23 protein-coding genes and 4 pseudogenes are annotated in these 22,637 nt (G+C 54.3%); 5 read left to right on the plus strand and 22 right to left on the minus strand.

The features are described 5' to 3' along the window. Window positions 1–4 precede the first annotated feature (4 nt). The 9 genes and pseudogenes from D3P04_RS19510 to D3P04_RS19550 all read right to left on the minus strand — a co-directional run bounded on the left by D3P04_RS19510 (window position 5) and on the right by D3P04_RS19550 (window position 8,884). A complete protein-coding gene (locus D3P04_RS19510) occupies window positions 5–682 on the minus strand; it encodes a GntR family transcriptional regulator (protein ID WP_119751547.1) in 678 nt (225 codons plus the stop codon). Window positions 683–784: 102 nt separating this feature from the next. Continuing rightward, the gene (locus D3P04_RS19515; RefSeq protein WP_119751548.1) at window positions 785–1,210 is read right to left on the minus strand and encodes a GlcG/HbpS family heme-binding protein; all 426 of its coding nucleotides are present in this window, start codon (window positions 1,208–1,210) and stop codon (window positions 785–787) included. A 38-nt stretch (window positions 1,211–1,248) separates the two neighbouring features. Continuing rightward, window positions 1,249–2,211 (minus strand): iminosuccinate reductase BhcD, encoded by a 963-nt coding sequence (gene bhcD, locus D3P04_RS19520; RefSeq protein ID WP_119751549.1) that lies wholly within the window; start codon window positions 2,209–2,211, stop codon window positions 1,249–1,251. Beyond that, window positions 2,211–3,374 (minus strand): 3-hydroxy-D-aspartate aldolase BhcC, encoded by a 1,164-nt coding sequence (gene bhcC / locus D3P04_RS19525; RefSeq protein ID WP_119751550.1) that lies wholly within the window; start codon window positions 3,372–3,374, stop codon window positions 2,211–2,213. Before bhcC ends, bhcD begins: the two co-directional genes overlap by 1 nt. Beyond that, the gene (gene bhcB / locus D3P04_RS19530) at window positions 3,371–4,333 is read right to left on the minus strand and encodes a beta-hydroxyaspartate dehydratase BhcB (RefSeq protein ID WP_119751586.1); all 963 of its coding nucleotides are present in this window, start codon (window positions 4,331–4,333) and stop codon (window positions 3,371–3,373) included. Before bhcB ends, bhcC begins: the two co-directional genes overlap by 4 nt. A gap of 53 nt (window positions 4,334–4,386) precedes the next feature. Beyond that, window positions 4,387–5,574 (minus strand): pyridoxal-phosphate-dependent aminotransferase family protein, encoded by a 1,188-nt coding sequence (locus D3P04_RS19535; protein WP_119751551.1) that lies wholly within the window; start codon window positions 5,572–5,574, stop codon window positions 4,387–4,389. A 146-nt stretch (window positions 5,575–5,720) separates the two neighbouring features. Next, window positions 5,721–7,106: an SLC13 family permease gene (locus D3P04_RS19540; RefSeq protein WP_119751587.1), complete on the minus strand. Its 1,386-nt coding sequence runs from the start codon at window positions 7,104–7,106 to the stop codon at window positions 5,721–5,723. 278 nt (window positions 7,107–7,384) lie between these two features. Beyond that, window positions 7,385–7,812: pseudogene (locus tag D3P04_RS23760) on the minus strand (phosphate acyltransferase); the annotation flags it as partial. A gap of 736 nt (window positions 7,813–8,548) precedes the next feature. Then, window positions 8,549–8,884 carry a PAAR domain-containing protein gene (locus D3P04_RS19550; RefSeq protein WP_220475374.1) on the minus strand — a complete coding sequence of 112 codons (336 nt, stop codon included), beginning with the start codon at window positions 8,882–8,884 and terminating at the stop codon, window positions 8,549–8,551. An 81-nt stretch (window positions 8,885–8,965) separates the two neighbouring features. On the opposite strand from D3P04_RS19550, the gene D3P04_RS19555 reads away from it, so the two are divergent. Next, a protein-coding gene (locus D3P04_RS19555) for an IS5 family transposase (protein ID WP_119751553.1) occupies window positions 8,966–9,753 on the plus strand; the annotation gives its coding sequence in 2 pieces (ribosomal slippage) (window positions 8,966–9,305 and window positions 9,305–9,753; 789 coding nt in all). Here the strand turns inward: D3P04_RS19555 and D3P04_RS19560 are convergent. The 4 genes from D3P04_RS19560 to D3P04_RS19580 all read right to left on the minus strand — a co-directional run bounded on the left by D3P04_RS19560 (window position 9,738) and on the right by D3P04_RS19580 (window position 11,916). After that, the gene (locus D3P04_RS19560; protein ID WP_119751554.1) at window positions 9,738–10,073 is read right to left on the minus strand and encodes a hypothetical protein; all 336 of its coding nucleotides are present in this window, start codon (window positions 10,071–10,073) and stop codon (window positions 9,738–9,740) included. The genes D3P04_RS19555 and D3P04_RS19560 overlap by 16 nt on opposite strands. Window positions 10,074–10,148: 75 nt before the next feature. Next, window positions 10,149–10,913 (minus strand): hypothetical protein, encoded by a 765-nt coding sequence (locus D3P04_RS19565; protein WP_119751555.1) that lies wholly within the window; start codon window positions 10,911–10,913, stop codon window positions 10,149–10,151. A 54-nt stretch (window positions 10,914–10,967) separates the two neighbouring features. Beyond that, window positions 10,968–11,390, minus strand: coding sequence for a TniQ family protein (locus D3P04_RS19570; protein WP_408634409.1), 423 nt, complete (start codon window positions 11,388–11,390; stop codon window positions 10,968–10,970). A gap of 166 nt (window positions 11,391–11,556) precedes the next feature. Next, a complete protein-coding gene (locus D3P04_RS19580; protein ID WP_119751557.1) occupies window positions 11,557–11,916 on the minus strand; it encodes an HVO_A0114 family putative DNA-binding protein in 360 nt (119 codons plus the stop codon). 453 nt (window positions 11,917–12,369) lie between these two features. Here D3P04_RS19580 and D3P04_RS23990 point away from each other — a divergent pair. Next, window positions 12,370–12,543 (plus strand): annotated as a pseudogene (locus tag D3P04_RS23990) (conjugal transfer protein TraD); the annotation flags it as partial. An 81-nt stretch (window positions 12,544–12,624) separates the two neighbouring features. Here D3P04_RS23990 and D3P04_RS23995 read toward each other — a convergent pair. After that, window positions 12,625–12,762, minus strand: a pseudogene (locus D3P04_RS23995) (lysozyme inhibitor LprI family protein); the annotation flags it as partial. A 183-nt stretch (window positions 12,763–12,945) separates the two neighbouring features. Between D3P04_RS23995 and D3P04_RS19595 the strand changes: the two are divergent. Then, complete coding sequence (locus tag D3P04_RS19595; protein ID WP_119751558.1) at window positions 12,946–13,893, plus strand: hypothetical protein; 948 nt, start codon at window positions 12,946–12,948, stop codon at window positions 13,891–13,893. Window positions 13,894–14,430: 537 nt separating this feature from the next. Here D3P04_RS19595 and D3P04_RS24000 read toward each other — a convergent pair. The 7 genes from D3P04_RS24000 to D3P04_RS19630 are packed head-to-tail and all read right to left on the minus strand — an operon-like array spanning window position 14,431 to window position 20,448. Further along, window positions 14,431–14,766 (minus strand): PAAR domain-containing protein, encoded by a 336-nt coding sequence (locus tag D3P04_RS24000; protein WP_408634407.1) that lies wholly within the window; start codon window positions 14,764–14,766, stop codon window positions 14,431–14,433. Beyond that, window positions 14,730–15,554: a cell division cycle protein 123 family protein gene (locus tag D3P04_RS19605; protein WP_119751560.1), complete on the minus strand. Its 825-nt coding sequence runs from the start codon at window positions 15,552–15,554 to the stop codon at window positions 14,730–14,732. The genes D3P04_RS24000 and D3P04_RS19605 overlap by 37 nt, the downstream gene beginning before the upstream one ends. Next, the gene (locus D3P04_RS19610) at window positions 15,554–16,117 is read right to left on the minus strand and encodes an SMI1/KNR4 family protein (RefSeq protein ID WP_119751561.1); all 564 of its coding nucleotides are present in this window, start codon (window positions 16,115–16,117) and stop codon (window positions 15,554–15,556) included. Before D3P04_RS19610 ends, D3P04_RS19605 begins: the two co-directional genes overlap by 1 nt. Before the next feature lie 2 nt (window positions 16,118–16,119). Continuing rightward, on the minus strand, window positions 16,120–17,016 hold the full coding sequence (locus D3P04_RS19615; protein ID WP_119751562.1) for an HNH endonuclease: 897 nt from the start codon (window positions 17,014–17,016) through the stop codon (window positions 16,120–16,122). 4 nt (window positions 17,017–17,020) lie between these two features. Continuing rightward, window positions 17,021–17,431: a hypothetical protein gene (locus tag D3P04_RS19620; protein ID WP_119751563.1), complete on the minus strand. Its 411-nt coding sequence runs from the start codon at window positions 17,429–17,431 to the stop codon at window positions 17,021–17,023. A gap of 6 nt (window positions 17,432–17,437) precedes the next feature. After that, entirely contained in the window at window positions 17,438–18,130 is a 693-nt protein-coding gene (locus D3P04_RS19625) for a DUF4123 domain-containing protein (RefSeq protein ID WP_182912938.1), read from the minus strand. Beyond that, window positions 18,127–20,448, minus strand: a complete 2,322-nt coding sequence (locus tag D3P04_RS19630; RefSeq protein ID WP_119751565.1) for a type VI secretion system Vgr family protein — start codon at window positions 20,446–20,448, stop codon at window positions 18,127–18,129. The genes D3P04_RS19625 and D3P04_RS19630 overlap by 4 nt, the downstream gene beginning before the upstream one ends. A gap of 167 nt (window positions 20,449–20,615) precedes the next feature. On the opposite strand from D3P04_RS19630, the gene D3P04_RS19635 reads away from it, so the two are divergent. Both D3P04_RS19635 and D3P04_RS23770 read left to right on the plus strand, forming a co-directional pair. Further along, window positions 20,616–21,113 (plus strand): Hcp family type VI secretion system effector, encoded by a 498-nt coding sequence (locus D3P04_RS19635; RefSeq protein WP_119751566.1) that lies wholly within the window; start codon window positions 20,616–20,618, stop codon window positions 21,111–21,113. 163 nt (window positions 21,114–21,276) lie between these two features. Beyond that, complete coding sequence (locus D3P04_RS23770) at window positions 21,277–21,876, plus strand: hypothetical protein (protein ID WP_232845094.1); 600 nt, start codon at window positions 21,277–21,279, stop codon at window positions 21,874–21,876. Window positions 21,877–22,023: 147 nt separating this feature from the next. On the opposite strand, the pseudogene D3P04_RS23775 reads toward D3P04_RS23770, so the two are convergent. After that, window positions 22,024–22,272 (minus strand): annotated as a pseudogene (locus D3P04_RS23775) (DoxX family protein); the annotation flags it as partial. Window positions 22,273–22,637 lie beyond the last annotated feature (365 nt).

Genomic DNA, 22,637 nt, shown 5'->3' on the forward strand with positions numbered 1-22,637 from the left:
TTCCTCAATTTTTACGCAGCAGATACTGCCGAATGGCAGCGAGCTTGTTTTCCAAGTGAAGTCGAAGTGTATCACCGAGCTTCTGGCCGTCTCGAGCCGCCAGATATTTCATGATCTGTTCGTGTTCTGCGACCGCAGCGCTCCAACGCGCGGGGGTGGTGTTTGCAACATATCTGGCACGCTGGAGCCGGGCAGAAAGTGATCGGTAATGCGATGACAAAGTGGGGTTTTTCGCAGCCGCAAGGATGCCCTCATGGATCTTTTGGTTTGAGGCAAAATAGCTTTCCAAATCATTCTCGCGATACTCGACGAGCATCCTCGCATGCAGCGCTTGAAGCTTTTTAAGCTCGTTCGCGGAGATGTTGATGCAGGCGAGTTCACCTGCCAACCCTTCGAGCGCGCCCATGACTGGGAAGATTTCGTCGAGATCCTGCAGGGTGATTGCCGTTACGCGCGCGCCCCGGTTTGGCTCGAGTTGGATCAATCCTTCGTTTGCAAGGACTTTCAACGCCTCCCTCAGCGGAGTGCGTGAAACAGAGTAAGCATCGCAAAGATCCTTTTCGGGAATCTTGACGCCAGGCGGCAGTTTACCATGGACAATCAAATCGCGCAGCGTCTGCGTGAGTTCCTCATGCAGACTGCGTCGACGCAGGTCTTTCCCGGGTTCAACCAAGTTGTTCATCCGCTTTGCCCCGATGCCGCATATGCTCCAACGAATTCATAATGCGAAAACTCAATTATGTGTAGTGTAATCGACTTTACAATCGGGGATTTGAGTGGGGAGTTACCCCCCATCTGCAGCAAAACCCAATGCTTCGATTGCATGAATGGCGCACGCTTCGTCGTTGTCAGAAGAATCCCCAGTGATGCCGATTGCACCGAGAATCGCGTTTTCTGCGCGGATCAAAACCCCCCCTGGAACAGGAACGAGATATCCACCTGCGAGTGCATTCATCGATTGAATGAAGTAAGGTTGTTCAATCGCACGATTGTAAAGCGCTCGTGAACCGAGCCCCATCGCAATTGCACCCTTGGCCTTCCCTTGAGCAATGTCAGGCCGCATCAAACTCGTGCCGTCTTGTCGGAACAGGACGATCAACTGACCTGCGCTGTCAACGACAGCAATTGTGAGGGGCTTGAGAGCCAAGTCCTTGGCGCGGCTGAGACATAGCTCCGCCAGCCGTTGTGCGGTTGCTAAATCAAGTGTCATCGATTTGTTCCTCCATTGTCCCGCCTCCAGGTTCGAGGCTAGATAGCCATCTCGGTGGCGATGCCTTTACCGCGCGCCAGATCAACCACCGCTGCCGCGACGGCCAGATCCTGCAGGCCCACTCCCGTTCCGTCGAAAATCGTGATCTCGGCATCACCGCGTCCCTCGTGGTCGCCAATGATGACCTTGCCTAGCGCGGTGACCTCCTCTGCCGAAATCATCTTCTGTGCCGCAGCATGCTGGAATTCCCCGATGCTGAGCGATTGGGAAATCTCATCCGTAAACAGCCGCGCGCGCGCAACCAATGCCGGATCGAGTTCCTGTTTGCCCTTGGTATCCGTGCCCATTGCCGCGATATGCGTTGGGCCTTTGACGTGATCGCTCAGCAGGATCGGCGCAAAGGACGAGGTGATCGAGATGATCACATCCGCCTCGGACCCCAGCCGATCAAGTGCGACCGCCTCGAACGGCAGACCCAGTTCGGCTGCGGTATCGGCCAGACGGGACAGCATCTCTGGATGCGGGTTCCAGCCGATGACCTTTTCGAAATTGCCAAAGCGGATGGCGGCGCGCATCTGGAAGGCGGATTGGTGCCCCGCCCCCACCATGCCCAGAACCCTCGCTCCCTTCGGTGCCAGATATTTGCTGCTGACGGCACTTGCCGCGGCGGTGCGCAGCGCGGTCAGAAGATTGCCCCCAACCGCCGCCGAGACCCGCCCGGTATCGGGATCAAACAGGAACACCGTGGACTGATGGTTGATCAGGTCGTGTTTCTGGTTGTTCGGCCAATAGCCCCCGGCCTTCAGCCCAAGCGCCAGCCCGCTGGCATCGAACCCGCCCTTGAAGCCGTAAAGCGCGTCTTCATGGCCGATCGCCTCGCGCACGACCGGAAAGTTATAGGCATCCCCGCGCGCCATCGCGGCAAAGACCGCCTCTACCGCGTCAAACGCGGCCTCGGGCGTCATCAGGCCGGCGATTTCTGATTCAGGAACGACCCACATCAGTAAGCCCTGCCGCGCGCACTCACCGGCCAAACAGTTTCGACCTTTCCGCCGCGCACGCCGACATACCAGTCATGGACGTTGCAGGTCGGATCGCAATGGCCCGGCACCAGCCGCAGCTTGTCATTCACCTTGAGAACGCCGTTGTCGTCCTGAACCACGCCGTGTTCGTCGCTGCATTTGATGTATTTCACATCGTCGCGGCCATAGATGAAGGGCAGACCGCTATCGACCGACTGCGCCTTTAGGCCCGCGTCGACAACGGCGAGCGTTGGCTTCGCATGGCTCATCACGCTCGTGAGGATGAACAACGCGTTTTCCCATTCACCCTGATCAATGCGATTGCCGTCCTTGTCGTGAATGCGGCCATAATCGGCATCCATGAAGGCGTAGCTGCCGCATTGCAGTTCGTTGTAAACGCCGGAATTGCTTTCAAAGTAATAGCTGCCGGTACCGCCGCCCGAGACGAATTCCGGCTTCAGCCCTTCAGCGTTCAGCGTGGCAACAGCGTCTTCGACCTGTGCGATGGCGGCGTCCAGTTTCGCCTTGCGATCATCAAAGCTGTCCATGTGCTGCATCGCGCCCTGATAGGCCTGGATGCCCTTGAAGGTCAGGTTCGGCGCGGCCGCAGCGGCCTTGGCGATTTCGACCACTTCCGGCGTGGTCTTCACACCGCAACGGCCCGCGCCGCAGTCGATTTCCACGAAGATGCCCAGTTCGGTGCCGTGCTTTTGCGCAGCAGCCGACAGATCGGTGATATTGGTCACATCATCGACGCAGACCGTGACGGTTGCGCCAAGCTTGGGCATCCGGGCCAGACGGTCGATCTTGGCCGCATCGCGAACCTCGTTGGTGACCAGCACATCCTTGATGCCGCCGCGTGCGAACACTTCGGCCTCGGACACCTTCTGGCAGCAGACGCCAACCGCGCCGCCAAGGATTTCCTGCAGCTTCTGCACATCGACGGATTTGTGCATCTTGCCGTGGCTACGGTGGCGCATGCCGTGGGCCTTGGCGTAATCGCCCATTTTCTTGATGTTGCGTTCCAGCGCATCCAGATCGAGGATCAGGCAAGGCGTCTGAATATCCGCCTCGTCCATGCCCGGCAAAGCGGGGATATCGTATCCGACCTCGAAGTTCGAAAAGTCTGTCTTGGCGTTCATGTCGCACTCCCTTGGGTCCATGGCAGTCGATCTAGATCGACATTGCCGCCGGTGATGATGATGCCGACACGCTTGCCGGCGAATGCGTCGCGGTTCTTCAGGATGGTGGCCAGCGGCACGGCGCTGCTGGGCTCCATCACGATCCGCAGGTGTTTCCAGATCAGCTTCATCGCCTCGACGATTTCGGGGTCAGACGCGGTGTAGATCTCGGACACATGGTTACTGACGAAATGCCAGGTCAGCTCTTTCAGCGGCACCAGCAAGCCATCGGCGATGGTCCTGGGCGCATCATCGGCGATGATATGACCGGCCTTGAAGCTGCGATAGGCGTCATCGGCCTGTTCTGGCTCTGCCGCGATCACCTGCGTTTCAGGCGCCAGTGTCGAAAGCGTCAGACAGGTGCCCGAAATCATCCCGCCACCACCAATCGGCGCAACCACCATGTCCAGCCCGTCGGTCTGTTCGACGAATTCCTTGGCACAGGTGCCCTGCCCCGCGATCACACGCGGATCGTTATAAGGATGGACGAAATCGCCACCCGTCCTGGCCTGAACCTCGGCAAAGGTCGCCTCGCGGCTGCTGGTCGAAGGCTCGCATTCGGTGATCTTCCCGCCATAGCGGCGCACGGTATCTTTCTTCGCCTGCGGCGCGGTGCGCGGCATCACGACATTGCAGGGGATATCCCGGCGCATCGCCGCGTAGGACAGACAGGACGCATGGTTGCCCGAGGAATGCGTGGCAACCCCCTTGGCCGCCTGCGCCTCATCCAGCCCGAAAACCGCGTTGGTGGCGCCGCGAACTTTGAAGGCCCCCGGCTCTTGGAAGTTTTCGCATTTGAAGAACAGTTGCGCGCCAGTCAGATCGTTCAGATAGTCCGAGACTCGAACCGGCGTCCCCCGGATATGCGGCTTGATCCGTTCATGCGCGGCCAGCATGTCCTCATAAGTCGGGATATACATCGGCTGATCCTTGTGCAGAAAGGCCGCACCCGTTGCGGGTGCGGCATGTTCACTCACGCATCAATGCCTGGTGCAGGAGTGTCCTGCAAATACTGCATTGCAACCGCGACCCCGCCTTTTTCGTGGGGAACACCTGCTTTGGAGAGCGCCATCTCTACGCCGCTCAGGGCGCCAATCAAGGTTAAATCGTTGATGTCGCCGAGATGCCCGATCCGGAAAACCTTATCGGCAACTTTAGACAATCCGCTTCCGAGCGAGATATTGTAGTGCTTCAGTGCTTCGGCACGGAAATTGTCGGCACTATGCCCCTCGGGCATCAGCACTGCGGTCAACACTCCGCTTTCATGACCCTGACGACTGCAAAGCACCTCCAGTCCCCACGCGCGGACGGCATTCCGTGTCGCAGCGGCGTGGCGCTGATGGCGGTCAAAGATGGTTTGCAGCCCCTCTTCATGCATCATCTCGATCGCCTCGACCATGCCGTAGAGCATATTTGTTGCAGGAGTGTATGGAAAATATCCTTTTCCGTTGATCCCTACCATATCCCCCCAATCCCAATAGGAACGGCGCATTCCACCAGTCTTTGATACATCAAGCGCACGTTTGCTAACGGCGTTGAAGCTGATGCCCGGGGGAAGCATGAGACCCTTCTGACTGCCTGACACCGCGACATCCACGCCCCATTCGTCGAAGCGGAAATCGACCGACCCGAGGCCCGAAATCGTGTCAACCATCAGCAGTGCGGGATGATCCACTGCATCCAATGCGCGGCGCACATCTGCGATCGGGGAAACGGAACCCGTCGAGGTTTCGTTATGGACCACGCAGACAGCTTTGATTTTCTTCTCAGTATCGGCACGCAGACGTTGTTCAATCTGGTCGGCATCGGCACCGCCGCGCCAGTCGCCGACGATGAATTCAGCTTGGATGCCGAGTTTTTCCGCCATTTTTTTCCAGAGCGTGGCGAAGTGTCCAGTCTCATACATCAGGACATGATCGCCTTCGGACAAAACGTTCGACAGAGCAGCCTCCCAAGCGCCCGTTCCAGACGCGGGAAAGATGATTACGTCGTGTTCTGTTTTGAAGATGCTTTTGATCGACGACAGCGCCTTGAAACCCAAGTCTGCAAATTCGGGACTACGGTGGTCGATCACCTGTGCCGACATCGCCCGCAGCACCCGGTCAGGCACCGGGCTCGGGCCAGGTATTTGCAGAAAGTGGCGTCCGGAAACATGGGTCATTCTGATTTCTCCTCGTGCGCAAACGACCGGTATTTTGAATAATGAATGCATTATTCTGATTTGAGGGTCAAGTGCGCGAGTTAAGTTTGAGCAGGGATTTTCAGCAACGGCCCCACATGATGGGCCGCCGCTGCAAGGTCATCACATCACGTCGGGATAAGGACAAAGACGACCCAAAGGACTGCAGGAGCGGCGAGTGTAATCAACGCACCATAGCTTACGAGTTGACGATAAAAGACCTGACGGTCGATTCCTTGCGAGTTGGCCAGCACCAATGCACCGCTGGTCGAGAACGGGCTGACATCGACGATGGTCGATGCGACAGCCATACCTGCAATAAAGCCGATGGGACCAACGCCAGTCCCCGCCTGCAGAAATGGCACGGCAAGAGGAATCAGCGCGCCGAGAAGCGCAGTAGAGGACGCAAAGGCCGAGACGATGGCACCGATGTAAAACAGCAGGAGTGCGGCCAGCATCGGCGAGGCCATATGCGCCACGCTATCTCCAATGAAGTCGATGGTTCCCATGCCTTCGAGCACGGCAATATAGGTGCCGACGCCGGTGATGAGCATAATCTCAGGCCATGCCACCTGCGTCATTGCGCGCTTTTGCAAAGTTGGCTGGCAGAGCGCGACGATTAGGCCGACCGTCAGAGATACGAAGCCGATATCCATCTTGAATGCCAGCACCAGAATGGCAACGGCTGCCAGGCCTAGCAGAGTGAGCATCCGCACTGCGTTTCCGTCGCTTCGCGACTCGGCGACGCTATCTGCAACGAGGCGGTTGCTGTCGCCGCCTCCCCCTTCTTTGCCGATGCGCCGGCTGAGAGCTTCTGCTTCACTGTCGCCATAGATTTGCGGGCCAGTCGCGGGCTTTGAGATCTCAATATGATTGACTTGATAGGGGCTATCAAGATCAACCCTCACGCTCATAAGCTTGCGCCCCCCGAGTACGAAAAACAGGATCAGCACGCAGAACGCATTCGCAAAAAAGCTGGCGGCGAAAGTCACCATCTCATTGATTGGCAGGCCTGCTCGGATCACCACGCCATTGGTGATGCCCCCAAAGATCCCGATCGGCGAGAAGGCACCGGCCGAGGCGCCCTGTGCCACCATCATCCCCATCAGCAGGGGCGAGATATGATACCGAAACGCAAAACTGAGCGCGATAGGCGCCACAATGGCGACGGCACCGGGTGTAACTGCGCCTATCGAAGTTAGCAGTGCCGCGATCAGGAACATAATCCACGGGATCAGTGCAATGCGCCCTTTTACCGCGCGGACAGCGGACCGAACCAGCCAGTCGATGGTCCCGTTATTTTGAGCAAGTGCGAAAAGCCATGTGATCCCGACCAAGGTCAGGAAAAGGCTGTCCGGAAATCCGGCGATGATATCTTTGGCTGTCTCGCCCGCCAACAGCGTTCCGACGAGGAACGCCCCTACGAACGCGAGCACCCCGATATTGATCGGCAATGCTGTGGCCACGACGAACATCGAAACCAACAGACCAATGGCAATTACATGATGTGTCAAGCTCGGCCTCCCTTCCTTGCGTTTGACATAATCATGCATTGCATTATGAATTCGTTTTTACAATCCATTTTATTATAAATAATTTTTCGCTGTGAGGAAAAATTTTTCTATTTCTTTATAAGCAGTTACGAACTGATATGAGACCAATCATCCCAACATGGAAAATGTTGCCCCTACTCAAAAAAGAATCGCCTCCATCCACTTTTGACGAGTCGGCAAACCGCACGAAACTTTCAGAACGGCGGCAACCTGTTTGGTCTCCACTCGACGCCGCGTCCTCAGCTATAATGTGTGACGGGGGTGCCTGTGCTATGGCACTCATGTTCAGAAGGCCGCGGGCAGTGATCGAGGGGGTGACAATATGGGCCTTGTCGCCCATGCCCATCAGGATCGGGCCGATCTCTAGCCGGTTGGCGCGCATTTTCAGGGCGCTGCGGACGCCCGATGCGGCATCGGTTCCGGCAAAGACCAGCACATTCGCCACACCGTCCAGACGCGTGCCGGGGAAGATCCGTTCGCGCAGTTCCGGATCCAGCGCGGCATCGACATGCATTTCGCCGTCATACATAAAGTCGGGCTCGCTTGCATCCAGCATCGCCATTGCGTCGCGCATCTAGCGGCCGGAATAGATGTCCAGATTGCCGAATTGCGAATGCGAGCATAGCGCGATTTTGGGCGTGACGCCAAAGCAGCGGACGTGGCGGGCGTCCGCATAGTACAATTTTACAAGTCTCGTAAATTCAGCAGATGCAGCGAACGGCAAGTCCGACGAGCCGCGCCGCAGCAATGGCCAGCCTTGCGAATGTCTGCAGTGGGCCGGCGTCGCCGGTTCCCGGGTCAGATCGGCTGAGCCAGGCGAACCTCCTGTAGGTTAGCGGTGTGGGTCTACTCATGCAGCACAGCTACCACGCTGGTTTCACGAGATGAATCCCCCACAGGATTTGTGCAACAGAGCCAAACCCAGATAGTCCGTTCGCTCGGAGAGGCACTTGCTTGGTTCGAAAAGGAACTGGCGTGGGGTGCATAGATCGCAGAGCTTCGACACTTCACCGGACGGATCGGTGAGTTCTATGCCGCCACGGTGACCAGAGGTCAGATGACCATGGCAGTGAGCTAGGTCGGTTATGACGCTCAGTCTCCGCCAGACGGCGACCGGATCTCCGAGGAGCCAGAAGATAATACCGCCTCAAATGGCGAGGTCCAGAGCACCGATGTCGCGATCCAAGAACACGAAACCAGAGATAATTGTTCAGATCGGACTACTTAGGATCGCACTCTCGCACCAAATCTTCCTCACTGGCCAATGAAACCTGCCTCTCAGCCCGCCGAGAAGAAAGTGAGCGTTCAAATCTGGCTGAACGCTCAGCGCTATGAACCCAAGAGCCACCGTCCGGACTGCACCGTATTTTGCCAGCAGGCGCAGCAGAACAGCACCAGTCCAATCAATCCGATCGTAATGCTGGAATGCCCATCGTTATCTTACCGCCGTGAGCAGTGCTATCACCAACTCTCATCACCCCCTTACCGTCTATTTTTACGAGGCTTGATCCCTTGGTCATCTTGTCCGGGCCGGGCATACCGGTGCACATGCATTGACCTCCCTCGACGGCCAGAGGGATGCCATTAAATTTCACGAAACTTTGCCCACCCGAAATGACCGGGCCACCAACATGCGGCTTCGGACCAGGATCCACTTTGGGGCAAATATGCATGTGTCCTACGAGCGCGATTGGCTTACCCATCACATTCTCCTCCCGATTTCTGCGGGTAAATGCCATGGATCCTCATCCGATGAGTAGGTCGTGTTGACAAAAGGGATTCCCCTCGGGCGTAGGGCATGCTTCAAGCTGGCATCTGCGATGGAGACCAGCTTGGCACGAGATCTTATGTCGGACCAGGAATGGGCGTTCTTTGAGCGCTTCATCCTTTCCGTCCGAGCCCCGAACGGAGGCAAGCCGACCAACCACCGCCTCGTCCTTGATGGCATTTTCTGGATTGCCCGAACCGGAGCGCCATGGCGGGACCTACCTGCCGAGTTCGGCAAATGGTCAAGCGTCTATCGACAGTTCCGGTGCTGGACGCTGGTGGGCCTGTGGGAGGACATCATGGATGCCCTCAACCAAAGCGGGACCGTACCAAGCGCGCTGCAAATGATCGACAGCACCGTGATCCGCGCCCACCATCAGGCAGCCGGCGCTAAAGGGGGACTCCGCGACAGGGTTTCGGCCGTTCTCGAGGTGGCTTTACGACCAAGATCCACCTCCTCGTCAACGCGCACGGGCTACCTATGAGGACAGAGATCACGCCGGGCCAGACGTCGGACTATCTCGGTTTCGACTTGGTGATGGCGGACAATCTGCCCCGCCCGAGCGTGCTGCTTGCAGATCGCGGCTATGATGCTGACAGCACCAGGTCGATCATGGAGAGGCGCAACGTGCTGCCCGTGATACCGATGCGCAAGTCCCGCAAGAAGCGGATTGGTGTCGATCGCTCGCTGTATTGCCTGCGTAATCTGGTCGAACGCTGCTTCAACAAGCTCAAGAACGTCAGGCGTGTCGCGACCCGCTACGACAAGACGGCGGAAAGCTTTCTAGGCTTCATTGACATCACGTCGATCCGCCTCTGGCTCCGTCATTTGTCAACATGACCTAGGTTTTCTGAAATAAAAAACAGCGGCCTGAATGAAATCGCCTTGATGACGAATACGATTGCTGGAAAAATATATGCGACAACAAAGCAGAGTGATCCGGCAAACAGTAGTACGCCCGCAAGGTTGATATTTGGTTTGTTGCCCTGTGCCCATGACAAAAGCCCGCCATCGCCTGTCGCTAATAAGAAGATATCGAGAAAAAGAACAATAAATATTATTCTAGTCGCCCAGGAAATTTCCCACGCCTTGTCTACAACGAAGGTGGCAGCTGACGAAAGAAACCTCGAAAGCTCCGACGCGATTCCCGGCTTTGACATAACGAATTCCCTAATCTGACTATCGATATAAGTGACTATTCTAAGGAATAATTCCGTCACCCAAATAGCCTCAAGCTAGATTTGAAGTATCTTCGCACCTTTTAGCAGCCTGTCAACATCCCGATCTGCCACGCAGAGCGCTGCCAACCCGCACCGCCGTCGATCATGAATGAACGTCACATCCGCAGCCCATGCGGCGAGCAGCAGTTGGGAGGTCCGCGTCCGGTTTGCCCGTGCGATGGTGGTCAACGGAGTCTTGGCGCTCCGGTCTCCTGTGCTGCGAGCCTGCGCTGGACTACTCCACTGGTTCAGGAACGCATCCAGCGTCTCTAGTCGAAACCCAACCATCCTGTCGTTGAACCGATGGTCGGGGACCAGCACCTCATCGACCATCAGCCCTCGCAACAGATCAACGCTTACACCTAGATGGCGCGCTGCGTCCTGAGCATTGATCAGATCCTTCAGCGTCGGGGCGGGCTCCGCGATCAGGGACGGATCGACCTCATCGCGGGCACCGGCACGAATGCCGTGCCGGGCCTTCAGCACCTGAACGGTAATTTTCAAGCCGATACCATGAATGGTGCAGAGCGAGCGCAACGTGGTCGGCCGCGGAATACCGCACGTCTCGATGCCAAACACTTTCTCCTGATGGGTGAAGCGGAAATCCTCGCCGACATATTCGGCGAGAACGGCGCAGATCGGTTGATAGGCATCTCGATCTTTGCGGAAGTAGAATGGATCGAAGGCCCGGTCGAAGGCGTGGTGATAGTCGTTGCCATATCGTCCGCGACCGACATGCGGGCGCAGAAAATCCTTGATGGCCCCGCGCCCCTGGATCAAAACCTCCGCCCCGATATGGCCGTGTTGGCGAAGTTCATCGGCAGATATGCCCTCCTAGCTGGCCTGCGGTCCACGGTTGGCCAATGCGCCGAGAACTTCCGCTGTATGAACGACGACATCAAGCTGCACACTGTCGATCCAACGGCCGGTGGATCGACCGTCGAGGCGTTCGATGATGGAGCTTTCGAGAGCAGTCGCTTGGTCAGGAAAAGCTGGCGGCGCTTGCGCCGCCATCAGTGCCGGGATCATCCGGGACAGATCGGATTGTATCCGCGCCTTTTTCGGAGGCGTGACTGCCATCAGCCTGATACCATGCTCGGCGCAGACATGGTTGGCATCGATCAACCAATCCGTCCGCCCGATGCAGGTTGCCCACATGTCGCCTTTGGCCTGCCCGGCGATACAGATCGGACAAAACCGATAGCTATCCGGTGCGCATTGCCTTCCTCTACAAACGCCACAACGCGCTCCCGCAATTCAATGGGATGTGGTTTGCCCATGATCGATCTCCATATTTGCCTCAATGACAGGGAATCAGAGCAAAAAGGCTTTGGGAATCCCGAATCCGATCAGCTTGGGAACGCTCTAATTTGGGTCTCCCGCTTCTGCCTATACAGGACAGGGATGTAAGTATGACAATGTTTTATTCTGCTACGTTCACGTCAAATTCGAAATGGATGGTGCCATAGGGGAACTCAACCCCTTTGTCGGCGCGGTCGATGACTCCCGCATTTGCGAGGGTGGTCACATCGCGATGCACGGCCTGCACATCCCGGCCGACCCGGCGAGCAACTTCTCGGATTGGCAGGGTGCCTTGCCCGGCCAATGCTTTCACAATGGCAAGCCGCAACGGAGCGAAGACTCGATGCATGTCATCGTAGCTGGCGAAATTCAATGTGGGAACCGCCTCGACACCTTTTCCTGCAAGGGCGAGTTTCACCGCTTCGACAAACTCAAATTTGGTATCGGCCATAGTGTTCAGACGAATGGTCAGCGTACTCATTTCAGTATCCTTTCCATATCGGCCCAGAAGGCATCGTAGAGCATTCCCAAGGATGCAACCTCGGCAGGCTCTTCGCGATCTTCAATGTGCCGATGATCTCCCTTGCCCCATTTGACGCATTCACATAAGAACCAGCCAGTATTTGAACGAATGCGCACTACCTGAGATCAGAGCGGGAAGATATCACAACGCGACTTCAAAAGAGCCGTGTAAACAATTACGGTGTGGATTTTCTTGACCAATACAGCCCCCGCGTTGTTATCCGTAACAACACCGTGTGGCATTGTCAATTACAACAGCCCCTTGAGCGAGTGATCATACTGATCGTGAGATCAAATTCCAATTTGGGCAGATATTCAGCTCCGATCATGATGGAGTACTTCCTGACTGAAATCATAGAAACCGAGCGGAGAGTTAAGAATGCGCCCACAGGGAGCGCAGGCGCGACATGACATGCGCACCTGGCAGATCGAGCGTCGCAAGCGCACACGGCATCTGATTGAACTCGGCGGACTCATCAAGAAGGCGCGGATCGTGAACCTCACCGGTGACGACCGTGCCATGATCTACGGGGCGCTGATCTGGATGGCTGACAAGCTCAACAGCGAGGACGGCGAACACGCGCGAGTGCTCTGGACCGGAAACCCCCGCAGAGCTGAATTCGCACTCCGCATCTCGAAACGAGTTCCAAGCACGCTGTGCCGCGACAAGTTGCTCTTTGGTCTCGGCATTGCCCGTCAGTCGCGTTTCCATCTCTCCATAGAGTTTATTGAGTTCGGCATCGGATGCCTTATCGGCTTCTGTCACGCAATTGTTCATATCCGCTTGAGAAAGCGCATCATCCATGCAGCTATCTGCATGGGATGAAAGCGGCAAAACGATCACCGCAGCGGGTGAGAAAAATCTGCCAAAGTAGTGTTAAGACAGGTACACAAACCCACGTGAAGCGTAGCCATCTGAAATGAATGCACAATTTGGTTGCATTTGCGTGTGACCTCCATAGTGTTTCTTGAGAATCAGAAACTGTGTATGAATATGGTACTGACGGTAGAAGCTTCCGAATATCTCGAGCGCGCGATAGAATACCGAGATCGTGATCGACGCCATATTGCCGGTGAAGTATCGAGACTCTGGGTGCAGATCGTTTCGCGGATCGATGACCCAACTCCCTGCATGTCTAGATTTATCGAATGGAAAAATAGTCTAAAGCGTCAGTTATTCACTTCCGACCTGTGCCTGCTCGCGCGCGTCTGTTCGAGTTCTATTCCGCTCAAAGGGTACGCGATAGACTTTGCGGTGGAAGCCGCCAAGATCCTTCAGAACGAGCGTATGGAGGCTGAGCAGAAGGTTGAAGGCTTCTGCGAAATAGCACGCTCTATCTTTGTTCTAAATCCTGGAGAAGCGAATTGCTATTTTGACCAAGCAGTCGAGGTCGCAGGTAGGATGGGACAAGAGCACCTAGACTATTGGAAAGCAGTCATAGAGCTGTCTGAGCAAGCAGCGACAATAGATTCACCCCAACCCGAGTTAGCATATCGTGTCTCTCGCGGCGCCGAGGTCGCCTATGAATACGTCGCCCGCGACAAGTACTTTGACTGGGAAGGTACCGTGGAGGCAATTACGATGCTCTGTCCTGCATCGTCGCTCGCAATACTAAGCCGCTGGAGAGATCGAGATTTTGGGTGGCAAGAGCGAATTCTTCCGATGGCGTTGTCGAAGCTGGTTGATATGGGCGAAATCAGCCACCTAGGGCAACTATCCACGATCGGATTTGATATTCACTCACGGACACGCGACCTCCCAATCGTAAGAGTGATTCAACAACTCGAAGATCAGCACGGTAGCAGCGAGCGAAGTGCGGAGGAGAAAAGAAAGAAGCTTCGAGAACGCCTCGAACGCCTAGACAGCATGGTTCGATTGTCGGAGTTGCTCGCACGCGATATTCAGCATGAGCTTGATGAACTGGACGGAAGTTAGGCTACTTTCTGTTGGGGGTTATCCGAACCAATCTGCCCCGCCAGCTAAACCGGCTTATTGCGCTTGCAGCGAACGGCAGGAATGACGGGTCGCACCGCAGCATCAAAACCACCGGTGGAGGTCGGCTCTGGGCCGTGTCGCTACCGACGACAGCGGATGAGCTGGTCCGCCGAGTTGACCTTCACTGCTACAATGAGTCGACTTGGCGCGGCCATGAGGCAATCATGCGGATGCTCCCCGTTCTGGGAGCACCTCTCTGTGAAACAGAAAGCAAAACTTCCTGAAACGCCACAAAATTGTGGATTGCCAGGATATACTTCCTCCGCAACTGATGCAGATCAAAGACTTAAGGTCGCACTCCCGCACCAAATCTTCCTCACTGGCCAATGAAAACTTCCTCTCAGTTCGCCGAGAAGAAAGTGTGTGGTCAAATCTGGCTGAAAGTTCAGCACTATGTGCCCTGAAGCCACCGTCCGGACCCATTGAGGCAACACACTGTATTTCGTCGGCAACCGCAGCAGAACACCGCCAGTCCAATCAGTCCGATCGTAATGCTGGAATACCCATCGTGATTTTACCGCCGTGAGCAGTACTATCACCCACTCTCATTACCCCCTTACCGTTAATCTTCACGAGGCTTGACCCCTTACTCATCTTGTCCGGACCAGGCATACCGGTGCACATACACTGACCACCCTCGACGGCCAGAGGGATGCCATTAAATTTCACGAAGCTTTGCCCACCCGAAATGACCGGGCCACCAACATGCGGCTTCGGGCCAGGATCCACTTTGGGGCAAATATGCATGTGTCCTACGAGCGCGATTGGCTTGCCCATCACATTCTCCTCCCGATTTCTGCGGGTAAATGCCATGGATCCTCATCCGATGAGTAACGCACTGCTTTTTCCACATGTTGTTTTTTGAAATCTGATGATACATATCGAAATGTTCCATCAAAATCACCACCGCCAACCCAAGAAAACAAACATGGGTCAGTAAGTGAATTAAACGGATTAAGTTCAATCAGAGTTGTTTTGCACTTTCCATCTGCATCCTTATGCACAAAAACATCAGCCACAACAGAATCCATATGTAAAACCTCAACAAGGCGGGATGAAAAGGAGGCAAGAGATGCCTTAATTATCTTTAGATCTTCATGAATCAATTTGTAAAATTGATTGCAGTGGTATTGAGAGACGCCTAAGTTTTGGCGATCAGATATGAATATGCGGAATTCAGTTCCCGGATGTATATCCACCCATGGAGATGCAGAAATACAAAAAGGACTTCTAAATTTCAATCTGTTGCGAAGAAAATTTTCTATTCTATGATCCGGCCAACGTACATTCGAATTGAAATCTCTCATGGAGAATATCGGAGAATATGCAAAAGGATTTTGCTTAAACATCCCGTAGCTTGTTTTTATGAATATACCCTTCGGGTACTTTTCCAACTCCCCGCTTATGAATTCCTCAATATCGAGGGAAAAATCGAGAACTTTCGGGATATTGAACTCGTTTCTCAGCGTCTCAAATGAAGAGGACAGAGCGAAGATGTCTTGTTGATTCAAATAATGGATGCCCATTGGCATGGAGATTGCTCTGATCTCAGCCGGCCAATTCTCTGCAAAGGTTAGCTCTATTGAATCATCATAAGACATTACAATTCTACTATCTCAGCTTTTTCTAGATCACCAGGAAGTTGCCAACGCGGCGAACCTCCATCCTCCGATACAAAAAGCTTCTCGAATACAAATTCTCTAAAGTCGTTGGCCACAATGCCAATAGGGAGAGGGCCATCATCTTCCACATCCCAGTCTTGTGCATTTCGCCACCAAAATATTATACGCCCATATGAATTGCCATCAGTTGATATGCAGATCAGATTCGACCCGCTATCAAGTCCAATGACTACATGAGATTCCGCCCAAATGCTTGGGTTTGAACTGTTCCATTTTGCAAATGTATTCCAGTCGAATAATAGATCAAGGCCTGTTATTTCTTCAATGTCATTTTCGTCAGCGACTTCCTCATCAACATTATTCTTGAATTCAAGGGGGTAAAGAGCACCTCCATTATATTTTGCCATAAATGACTTGTAATCTGAAGGTAGACTCTTTCCAGAATCTATTTCCCATTTTTTAATTGCATCGATACTGGGATTCTCTGGCCAGGATTCTTCATCAGAAGAATAGGGTGGATGACGTAGCTTAACCTGGGCCATTTCTAGAACTCCCTTCCAGTTTTCGTCGTGCCAAACAATGCTTGACCTCCGGCATGGTCAAAGCCAGTATTTATGCTACTTGGAACCATTTGCATAGTACTGCCATCCTCAACATGATGCCAGGTCATATCGCTAGGTCTTTCCCAGTTTGGGTCACCAATTTGTTTCCGATAGAGCTCGTCGGATAGTTCCAAATCTTTGGAGCTAATCCCGGTTTGAGGTATGGATACTTCACCCGCAGAAAAATCATCAAATTTCGGAAATCCATTCTCATACTCTATCCCAGTTTTTGGGGGATTAAAGCCATTGGCTTCGTTTAACCTATTCAATTCATCTGCCATAGGCGTCCCCGGCGCAGGCTCGAACACTCCATCTCCACGGCCGTCCGGTGGGTTCCACTGACCTCGAGGGCCGCTTTTGGGTGTGCTTTTATATTGCTCGCCTTTTTTTAAAGCTGCGGCATCAAGGCATTTACGGCTTCCGTCGCATGCTTTCAGTGCATCTTCATAGGCTTTCATATCTTTTTTTCGTTTCCAGAATGCTTTCGCTGCTTCCTCAGTTTTGTTAAAGGTTTTTGCCATTCCTGTTGCGAGTTCATCTACCATCCTACCGAGATCCCGGAGCTTTAACCCAACTCGTGTACCTTTTATCGCATCACCAAGAATCGGTACGAACCCCACAACATCGAACGCTGCTCCCCACCAATCACCCTTCGCAACCGATCTTCCAAGACTCGCCGCATCGGCAGCTGTTCCAAATGGCGGAGGCAAAACTCCCCCAGCAGCCAAAGCCGCATCAGTAGCAAACTCACCGTATTTCTTCCCCAGTGATCGCAATTCCTGACCTGCCTGCTTTATTTGCCCGACATCCAGATCATAATCTTTAGCAAATTCGGCCATTGCATTAATCCGACTTCAGGTTATCACGATACCAGTAACGGTCATCAGGAGCCATGATTGCTTTTATCGCCTGATCTTCAGTGACCGTCCCATCAAGCAGCAAGTTTATTTTTTCCATTTCATGAACGCCCTCTCGAGATAAAACGTCACTAAACCCAGGGAATGTATAAAAATTTGCGCCTATCTCCCACATTAGCGTGATAAAATACGCTTGGGCTTCCGGATCATGCAAATTAAATTCCCTAGCATATCTCCTACCATTAATGACCATCTCCCGTTTGCCCGCGTCGGAAACGTTGTAATAATACTGTGGAAGATGGTCCTTCATGAAATCTTCAACATACCACTCAGCAAAATCGGCATCTTCTCCAAAATTCCCGTCACGTCTTTGTTTCTTTGTAAAGCGTATTGCCATAATATGTTATCGTTCTATTTGGCTGTATGCACCGCTGATATTATTTAACTCAAATGAAGTTTTCAGGCGGCGCCTTCCAGTTGACAAAATATCATATTCCTGTTCTACATGCTCGCCATCTAGATGATGTCGAATTAGCTTTTGTGGATCTCGATGATATTCGGAATAGATCGCCTCAATTTCCCGCCAAAATGTTGACCTTTGAATGCTGTCGAATCTAGGGACGTATTTATTGAAAATTTCCGGCCGGTAATATTTGAAGAAGTAGACGTCACTATCCTCATCCTCGACCCTCAGAAACCGCTTCAACTGCGTCTTCAAGCGTGGAAGTGGCAGGCGTGAATGAATAAGAATGCCCCAATCCTTACCGTAGCCCTCTTCGACAAACCAATCCCAGACATCGGAATAGCGGGTCAGTTCCACCAGCCATGGCGCGACTTCCGCCAGATTGTCATAGGCGTCACCGTCGAACAGGCACCGGGCCGGGTTGGAAAATCCTTCCAGGCAGATTGGAATATCAGGACTCTGCGCAGCATCCAGTAACGCGTAAGCGCGTAATGGCGGGGTTGTTTCGTCGGACTCGTCCCTGCGTCGTTTTGCATCTTCTTCGATCGGATCAAAGATCAGATGCTCCAGGCCGAGGGCCAAGGCTTCCTGTTCGGGGGACGCGGTCAGGCTGTCGGGCAGGTCCAGGGTCATGTCTTGCCTCCACCTTTCCCGGTCTTGCATTCCTGCGCGAACGCCTTGTCGGTCTTCAATGCGTCAACCTGATCAGGGCTTCCCGAGGTGAAATCGATGTTCGGGGATTTGAATTTCAGGTGTCGCGCCTTGATGGTCACGCCGGAACTGTCGATGATGATCGTGCCGCCGGGGCCACCGATAATGAACTTCTCCTTGGCATGCAGGATATGTTTCACGGTGCGATTGAAGATCGATTTTTTGGTTTCCAGATCGTAATCCTCGCCCACCTTGGTTTTCATGGTCTTGCCGACCGAAGTGGTCATGATGTTGCCGACCACCGTGTTCTTGGCGAGGCCGATCTGTTCCGTCCGGGCCATCCCGATCGTATCGGTCCGGAACTTCTCCACCACCGAATTCAGCACGCCGGATCCGCCAATCATTGACCCGATTTGTCCGGCCAGCGACGCTGCCTTGCCGCTTTGTGCAACACCCTGACCACCGCGATGATCCCCGCTTTGGGCAAAATCGCCATTGCCCAGGAGAGTCATGGCTTCGATGGGAAGGTCATTGCCGCCTGCAACATGGCCGCCCATTCCCGTCACAGGAGACAGTCCGGCCTTCTGCCCGGATTTGCGAAACAGCTTTCCCCCCGCCTGCAGAAGCGGCATCAGCATGCCAAGCAGTTTTGTCGAGCCTCCGCCAACTGTGACGTTCTTGTTACGCCCGACACGTTCTACGGCGTTGTCGCCGATGATGAGGCTGGCATTGCTGCCGATATTTTCGATCCGGTTGGCCCCGATATTCGCGCTGGTATTGTTCAGCACCTTGGTGGTCATGTCCTTCTGAGCATGAAAGAACATGTCTTCGATGCCCTGCTGATCCTCGAAACTGATTTCGTTAAAACCCTGTGATTGGTGGGTTTTGGAGCGCCAGACACTGCGTGTCTTATGCGCGGGCAGCGGATAGGGGGTGTCATTCTTGCCGTTAAAGACATTGCCAACGACGATCGGCTTGTCCGGATCGCCTTCAAGGAATTCGACCAGCACTTCCATGCCGATGCGAGGGATAACCATACCGCCCCAGCCACCCCCGGCCCAGTTCTGTGAGACCCGGCAGCGCATCGAATAAGCGTCATTCAAATCCCAATGGAAGCGCACAAGGATGCGGCCATATTCGTCGCAATCGATCTCGCCTTCGCCGACCACCGTCGCGGTTTGCGGACCGTAAACATGCGACAATTCCGTTCGTATCGGGGGCACCATCGGCGCAGTATCGGGCATCAGGACGTATGAGCCGGAATAGCTGTAGCCGTCACTGTCCTGCCCGCCGGAACCATAAGCTTCACTGACAAAGCTGTGGGTTGCCGACAGGCAGAGATAGGTCTCGCCATGCCCCGGCACCTTGTCGCCGCCCAACGTGACGCGCGAACCGGATAACAGGCTCACGCAATCGCCCACCGCCCGGTTGCGGCGATCAGCACCCCGTTCCTGCCGCTGCCGCATCCGCGTGACGATCTTGCCGGGGCTTTCGGAGAGATAGTCGCCAGGATAATCGAAACTTTCCACATGGCCAAAGGCATATGCCGCATCGCTCGGCTGAGATGTTTCCATGCTTTGCGCAGGTATCTTGAAATTGTAATCCACCTGCCGGATCGCCCCGGTGGTGAAATTCCGCTCGGGCAGCCATTCCCAGAAATGTTCGAACTCGTATTGATGATGGCCGTCATAGCGCTTGTAGGGAACCTCGCCGATCACCTGATGGGCCAGCTCGTCATCGGTCAGAACCAATGTATGGCTGCCCTTCTCGTGCTGGAAATGAAAGCTGATCCCGTGCCGCTCCATCTGACGGCGGGCGAAATCAAGATCGCTTTCCCGATACTGCACCGTATATTCGAGTTCGGGATACTGATTGCTCAGCCTGATCTCCAGATGCGGAAACCCAAAGCCGGCATAATCCGACAAGAGTTCCCGCAGGATCTGATCGACCGTCTTGTTATGGAAAATCCGCTGGTTGCGGCGCTTGCCTGCCAGCCAGAACCACGGCCGCAAGGTCAGGTCATAGCGGTGACCGTTTTCTCCGACACCGGCCCATCGGGCGGAGGTGACGATACCGTCAAAGGGCCGCATCTTGTCACGAGCCTCGATTTCGATCGTCGCATGGGTGCCGATCAGTTTATCGAAATCCAGATCGTCACGCGTGGCCAGCGCCTCGACCCGGTATTCGAACAATTCGTTGAGATAATCCGTGCCGTCGAAACGCAGAAGAACAAGGACATCTTCGCCCAGCTCCGTGGCCAGACGGCCAAGGCGTTCGGTTTGCTTGAAGGGGGCATTCATCACTTGCCTCCGAAATCATTAAACTATGTCGTCATCTTACCGCGATAACCTCAAAATAACAGACTGAATCACTTGTAGTTGACGCATCGTCAGTCTAGGGAATCACGAGAAAGTGAGGTATATGATCTACGATTTTCCTAGCCATCGCAACACGAGGAACGATTTTCATGGCTGTCGATATCTTTTTGAAACTTTCCAACAGCATCAAGGGTGAATCGCAGGACGATACGCATCGCGACGAAATCGATGTTCTGGCATGGAACTGGGGTCTGACCCAGTCCGGCACGACGCATATCGGCTCGGGCGGTGGCGGCGGCAAGGTCAATGTGCAGGACATCACCCTGACCAAATATGTCGATCTGGCTACCAATGACCTGATCAAGCGTGCCACTTCGGGCGAACATATCGAGAATGGCGAGTTGATCGTCCGTAAATCGGGCGGGGCAGCACCGGTCGAGTATTTCCGGATCAACATGGAAAACATCATGATCACCAGTTACAATACCGGTGGTGCCAAGGATGGTCTGGACCGCATTCAGGAAACCCTGACGCTGAATTTCCGCAAATTCGAAGTGGTTTACACGCTTCAGGAAGATTCAGGTGCGCCCGGCGCCGAGACCTTGGCCGGCTGGGATATCGCCGAAAACAAGGAATGGAGCGCGTAAACGCGTCCATCAGCAGTTGAGAGCAGGAAGGGCGGTCAAAACCGCCTTTCCGTGATTGCCAGATGCTTGCGGGAGAGGAAGGACCGCGCGGCCGAATCCGGCGTGGGCCGTCGGCCGCTTCCGTCACAGCAGTGACTGGCATAGTGTGTTGGGAAGATTTGACATGAATTACGAAGCGAATGTGATCACCCTGCGCAGGATGGCGAACGGTATCGCGGCGGAGCGCGTTGCGCTTGGGATCAACCCGGTCAAGGAAGGTACCCATGCCCATAATCAATTGATGAGCAGGATCGATGGCTGGGAACGGCAGCTCATGCTGATGCAACGCCAATTGAGATCGAGCTCAAACCTCAATGCGCTCGTCTATGAAACGCGGCGTTTTGGAGAAAACAGCTACGCGGCGCGGCAAAGCTATCAGGATAAGGAAAGCAATCTGTCTGGATTGTATGAGGCCACCCTCGCCATTGCCGAGGAGATCCGCGAGCTTCTGATTGCGCTGGGCAGCGGGCCGGGTGGGGCACGCGCGTCCATTGATGCACTTGGGAAATCGTTGAAAAAGATTGCCGAGATGATTGGGGAAAGCGGCGATGATGCGTTCAGCCTTGGCGGGCAGGAAAGGGAGATTACGGCGACAGTCCGCCAGTTGGAGCGCGAATTCGGCGGTAACTCGGGAACAGTGCCGGCCAGCGGCGTCATCGATGTTTTTGCACTCGTGCTCAGCCTGTTTGCGCTGGTCAAGGTGCTGAAAAACCGCAAGGCATGACGACGTTAAGCAAGGCCATCGCTTGTACCCATCAAGCGGAAAGGCACCTGCACCGGTTGTAACGAGCAGCAGGAAGGCGAAACAGGACATGATCGCCGCATCTCCGCCATTATCCACGGGATATAAGCTTCTTGGCGCATGGGCCATCCAATAGGCGAATGCCATATGGCCGGACAGTATGAATGCCACTGGGCGGGTGAAGAATCCGATTATGACCAAGGCTCCGCCGACAACCTCAAGGATAGCCGAGGCCATGGACAATGACGAAAGTGAGCCGGGACCTGGGACAGGAAAATTGAACAACTTCTGCGTGCCATGCTCGAAGTAAAGCAGACCGGTGACGATGCGCAGCAAACCGATTGCATATGGCTGCAGACCATTGAGTGTGCCGATCATTCCGAGCCCTCGCAATTGCTACAGTTCGACCCTAACAAAACGAGTGAATCGACATGCTGCAACCAGGACATTGGTCTGTCATGGCCATCACCGATTATTGCATCCGTGCACAGCATCATTCATTTCTCGCGATCAAAGGAAATGGTCTGCAGTTCCTCACGACGAAAGGTTGAACGAATGCCAGGATCGGAATTGATTGGTTTGGGTCCCCACTTTCGGAGTAAATTGGCGCCGTGCTTTCCGTTGAGACCATTTTCTCGGGCGAACATTCCAGCGGTTATGAGGGACGCCAAGAATGATGTCAGCGAGTCTGCCGTAATGTAGTCGAGTTGCACGCTTGACGCTGTGGCGTATCTAAACCGCCT

It is taken from the genome of Paracoccus onubensis (assembly GCF_003591515.1).
Lineage (GTDB): Bacteria > Pseudomonadota > Alphaproteobacteria > Rhodobacterales > Rhodobacteraceae > Paracoccus > Paracoccus onubensis.